Source organism: Candidatus Rokuibacteriota bacterium (assembly GCA_016188005.1).
Lineage (GTDB): Bacteria > Methylomirabilota > Methylomirabilia > Rokubacteriales > CSP1-6 > UBA12499.
Genome location: JACPIQ010000078.1, coordinates 1 through 3,410 on the forward strand (window position 1 = coordinate 1; position 3,410 = coordinate 3,410).

The 3,410-nt window shown below is 70.6% G+C and carries 3 protein-coding genes; all 3 read right to left on the minus strand.

All coding sequences use genetic code 11. The features are described 5' to 3' along the window. A partial coding sequence (locus HYV93_15550; GenBank protein ID MBI2527388.1) for a hydantoinase/oxoprolinase family protein occupies positions 1-1,040 on the minus strand: 1,040 nt, incomplete at its 3' end. A 24-nt stretch (positions 1,041-1,064) separates the two neighbouring features. Further along, positions 1,065-2,984 (minus strand): TRAP transporter fused permease subunit, encoded by a 1,920-nt coding sequence (locus HYV93_15555; GenBank protein MBI2527389.1) that lies wholly within the window; start codon positions 2,982-2,984, stop codon positions 1,065-1,067. Positions 2,985-3,011: 27 nt separating this feature from the next. Continuing rightward, a partial coding sequence (locus tag HYV93_15560; protein MBI2527390.1) for a TAXI family TRAP transporter solute-binding subunit occupies positions 3,012-3,410 on the minus strand: 399 nt, incomplete at its 5' end.

Genomic DNA, 3,410 nt, shown 5'->3' on the forward strand with positions numbered 1-3,410 from the left:
CTCACGTGGGCGATGCTGCCGCCCCCGGCGCCGATCTCGACGAGGTCGACCATGGGGATCTTCAGCGGGATCCCGCTGCCCTTCTTGAAGCGGTGGATGCGCGCCACCTCGCACTCGGAGGTCTTGCCCGCCTGGCCGTCGCTGATGACGCAGCACTTGGCCGTGGTGCCGCCCATGTCGAAGGCGAGCAGGTCGGCGGCGTCGAGGCCGCGGGCGAGGAACTCGCCGGCCGTCGCGCCGCCGGCGGGCCCGGACTCGATCACGCGCACGGGGTAACGCTGCGCGGCGTCCACCGACGTGACGCCGCCGCTCGAGAGCATGATGTACAGGCGCCGCCGGAATCCGGCCCGCTGGAGCTCCTCGATCAGCGTGGCCAGGTACCGCGCGGCGATCGGCTTGACGTATGCGTTAGCGAGCGTCGTACACGTGCGCTCGTACTCCCGGATCTCGGGCAGGACGTCGGACGAGAGCGAGACGAAGAGGCCCGGCGCGACCTCGCGCGCCAGGGTCTCGAGGGTCTGCTCGTGCACGGGGTTGGCGTACGCGTGCAGGAGGGAGACCGCGATGGACTCCACGCCGTCGGTGGCCAGGGCCCGCAGCTCGCGCCGCGCGCCCTCCTCGTCGAGCGGGCGCAGGACGCGCCCGTCGCTGTAGACGCGCTCGGCCACTTCCCGGCGCCAGCGGCGGGGGGCTAGCGGGCGGGGGAACTGCGCCCAGATATCGTAGACATCATAGCGCTTCTCGCGCCCGATCTCGACGATGTCGCGGAAGCCCTCGGTGGTCACGAGGGCGGTCGGCGCGCCCTTCCGCTCGATGATGGCATTGATCATCAGCGTCGTGCCGTGGACCACCCGGTCGAGGTCCGAGGCGAGCCCCGGACGCTGCGCGGCGAGGCGCCCCACGCCTTCCATCACCGCCCGCGTGGGGTCGTCCGGGGTGGTGAGGCACTTGTCGACGACGGTGTCGCCGGTGTCGAGATCCACGAGAATGAAGTCGGTGAAGGTCCCGCCGATGTCGCAGCCGAGGGCATAGCGTGTCATGCAGTCAGTCTCCGCTTGGAGGAATCAGCGCGCCCGCTCCAGCGCCGAGCGCGGGATGCCGGCGCGCGCCGTGAGCGCGACGGCGCCGGCGATGGCGCCGACGGCAACCAGGTTGACGACGAACCCGGGGTGCAGCATCGCGACCGCGCTCGCCACGAGGAGGCCGCGCTCGACCCAGCCGGGCCGGCCGAGCGGCGTCCAGCCCTGCAGGCCCAGCACCAGCGCGGCGACCTGGACCAGGCTGAGCAGGACCGCGAGCACGATGTCGGTCACGCCGACGCCCAGGATGAGGAGCGCCGGCTTGTAGACGAAGAGAAAGGGGATCAGGTAGCCGGCGGCGCCGATGCGCATGCCGGCATAGCCCGTGCGCATGGGGTTGGCGCCCCCGATGCCGGCCGCCGCGTAGGAGGCGAGCATGACGGGCGGCGTGATCGCCGAGATGTTCGCGAAGTAGAAGACGAACAGGTGCGCCGCGAGCGGGTTGACGCCGAGCTTCGTGAGGGCGGGGATCGCGAGTACCGCGGTGGTGATGTAGGCCGCCGTCGCCGGCAGGCCCATGCCGAGGATGAGGCAGAGGACCATCACCAGCACCAGCCCAACGAACACGTATCCGCCCGACAGCCCGATGAACGCCGTGCCCGCCTTCAGCCCGAGCGCGGTGTACATCACCATGGCGATGATGACGCCCGCGCAGGCGCAGGCCATGGAGAGCCCCGCGGTGGCGCGCGCCGCCTGATCGAGCGCCTCCCACAGCCGGCGCGGCGTCAGCGCGGTCTCGCGGCGCAGGAAGCTCAGGACGACGACGCAGGCCATGCCCAGCAGCACCGCCCGGACGGCAGAGTAGCCGGTGACGACCTGCTGGATGATGACGACCAGCGGGAGGACGAGGTACCCGCGCTCGAGCATCACCGTCCGGAGCCGCGGGATCTGTTCCGGCGGCAGGCCACGGAACCCGCGCTGATCGGCGTGGGCGTGCACGGCCATGAAGAGCGCCACGTAATAGAGGATGGCGGGGATGGCAGCGGCGAGCGCCACGGTGAAGTACGGCAGCCCGACGATGTCGGCCAGGATGAAGGCCGCGGCGCCCATGACGGGGGGCATGAGCATGCCGCCTGTGGAGGCCACGGCCTCGATCGCGGCTGCCATGGGGGCCTGGAAGCCGAGCCGCTTCATGAGGGGGATGGTGAGCCAGCCGTCGACGATGACATTGGCGACGGCGCTGCCGGAGACGGTGCCGAAGAGCGCGCTGGAGATGCAGGACATCTTCGCGGGTCCGCCTGTGAACCGCCCGGCCACGCTCTTGGCGAGGTCGAAGAAGAACTGCCCTGCCCCTGACTTCTCGAGAAGGGCGCCGAAGACGATGAACAGGGTCACGTAGGTGGCCATGACGCGCACGGGCACGCCATAGATGCCCTCCTCGCCCACGAAGACCGTGTCCACGAGCTTCTCGATGGACAGGCCCCGGTGCCCGAGCCAGCCCGGGGCGAGCGCCCCGAAGTAGCCGTAAAGGAGGAAGACGACGGCCAGGAGCGTGACGCCCAGGCCGATGGAACGCCGGGTGGCCTCGAGGACGAGGAGGATGAAGAGCGCGCCGACCCACACGTCGGTCGAGGTGATGTCGCCGGTCCGGAGCGTGAAGGCGTCCCAGTCCCACACGGCGTAGGCGGAGGCGCCGAGCGAGAGCCCGGCGAGCGCGTAGTCGACGAGACGCCCCACGCCCCCGAGGGACGCCCCGCGGCGGTACGGGGTGATCAGGAAGACCAGGCACAGAAAGAAGCCCACGTGGACGCCGCGCTGCGCCGACCACGTCCCCGTCACGCCCGTATAGAGGTGGAAGAGGCTCGCGAGCACCGCGAAGACCGAGATCCACCACGCGGTGCGCCCGCTGCCGACGACGGGGTCGTCGGACACGGGGAAGCCGGGATGCTTCGTCGCCGGGTCCACGGGGCTCCTCATGCGCCGGGGCCGGTGCTACTTCACCAGGCCGATCTCCTTGTAGAACTGCTGCGCGCCCGGGTGCATGGGCACCGACATCCCGAGCACGGTGTTCTCCTTCGGGAGCATCGCCTTGTACGCCGGGTAGGCGTCGGCCAGCCGCTGCCGCTTCTCGTAGAGCGCCTTCGTCACCTTGTACACGACGTCCGCGGGCAGGTCGTCCCGCGCCACGATGCCGCTCCAGCTCGCGATGGTGGGCACCGGCGCGTCGACGCCTTTGTAGACGCCCGCCGGGAACTCGGACCGCACCCAGCCCGGGTATTTCTTCTCGAACGCCTGGATCTTGTCCTCGGCGATCGGGAGCATGCGCAGGGGGAAGAGGGCGGCGATCTGCTGGTAGGAGGAGTGGGGGATGGCCGACGTCGACGACAGGGC